The 1,346-nt window shown below is 78.2% G+C and carries 2 protein-coding genes; both read right to left on the bottom strand.

Translation table 11 applies throughout. The features are described 5' to 3' along the window. Positions 1 to 224 (bottom strand): DUF5691 domain-containing protein (locus ACWEV0_RS35940; protein WP_453154009.1); only part of this gene is annotated, 224 nt, incomplete at its 3' end. Between the two features lie 103 nt (positions 225 to 327). Then, positions 328 to 1,346: SWIM zinc finger family protein (locus tag ACWEV0_RS35935; protein ID WP_453154008.1), on the bottom strand; the 1,019-nt coding region annotated here is incomplete at its 5' end.

The following is a 1,346-nucleotide window of genomic DNA, read 5'->3' as shown; positions in this document are numbered from 1 at the left end:
GCCACCGCCCGCAGCGCCGCCCGCCCGTCCTCCGGCGCCGGCTCCAGCGGCGCCGCCGCCGGCCCGGGCCGCAGCCCCGCCCTGCGCCGAACGGTGTGCACCGCGGCGGCGTCGAGCAGCGCGACGGGCGCCGCGTCCCCGGCGGCGTCCCCGGCGGTGTGCGCGGGCGGTCTGCGGTCCGTGCCCAGCAGGGCCGAGGTGACGAGCTCTTCCCAGGCGTCCATGGACTCCTCCAGTGGTGGGTCGCAGTCAGATGGCGGTGACATCGCGGTCGGACGGGCAGTCGGACGGCGGTCGGACGGCGGTCGGACGGCGGTCGGGCGGCGGTCAGGCGAGCGGCACCGTCTCGCCGGGCGCCTCCGGCCCCCAGGCGGCCAGCGGCGTGAACCCCTGATGCCCGACCTCCCCGAACACGGTCACCGGCCCCCCACCGGAGAGCGCGACGAGCCGCCACAGTCCGGGGCCGCCCTGGGCGGCGCCGGTGAGCGGTATGGCCTCGCCCCCGTCCGTCAGTTGCCAGCCGTACTCCGCGCGGGCCGGGACCACGTCGGTCAGAGTGACCGGCCAGCCGTCCAGCCACGGGTCTTCGCGCAGGGCGTGGCCGTAGGCGTCGAGGGCGGCCGCGACGGGCCCGCCCTGGGGCGGGGTGGCAGAGGCGGCCGGAGTGGCCGGGGCGGCGAACTGTTCGACCAGCTCGGCGCGGAGGGCCGCGGCGCCCTCGTACGGGCGGAGTTCGGCGTCGAGGACGGCGCCGACGGGAAGGGCGAGTTGCGGAGCCCGGCCGGCCGCGCCGAAGGAGAGGAGCAGGGCCGTACGGCCCGACTCCTCGCCGTACAGCCAGATGCGTCGGGTCGTCAGGCGGGAGTCGGCGGAGTCGTACTGCGCGAGCACCAGCCAGCGGTCGCGCACCGTGGGCCCGTCCTGCGGGACCGTCAGGCCGACCCTGGTGCGGACGGTCGCGGCCAGCGGGGCCGGGAGGCCGTCGACGGAGAGCCAGGCGCGGTCGAGGAGATGGGTCAGCGCGCACTCCTCCAGGAGCCGGACCGGCCAGCCCGGGCCCGAGCCGGGTATCGCGCCCAACTCCCTTACGCGGCCCGCGAGTCCGGGTGCCTGGGCGTCGACCATGCGGGCCGCGGTCTCCTCCCACGGCCCGTATCCCGCCTGCTCGGCCGCGGCCAGGCCGCCGCGCAGCAGGTCCGCGAGCCGCTGCTCCAACTCCTGCGCGCCCGCGCTGATCCGGGCCGCCCGCCGCTCGGCTGGCTCTACTCGCGGGCGGTGGCCCCGGAACGCATCGCCGAACTGATCGGCGTCGCGCCCCTGCCCGTGGAGCCGCTCCCGGCGTAGCC

Source organism: Streptomyces sp. NPDC003943, from assembly GCF_053605265.1.
Note: the sequence above shows the minus strand (reverse complement) of the source record. Positions and strands in the feature narration are given on the sequence as shown.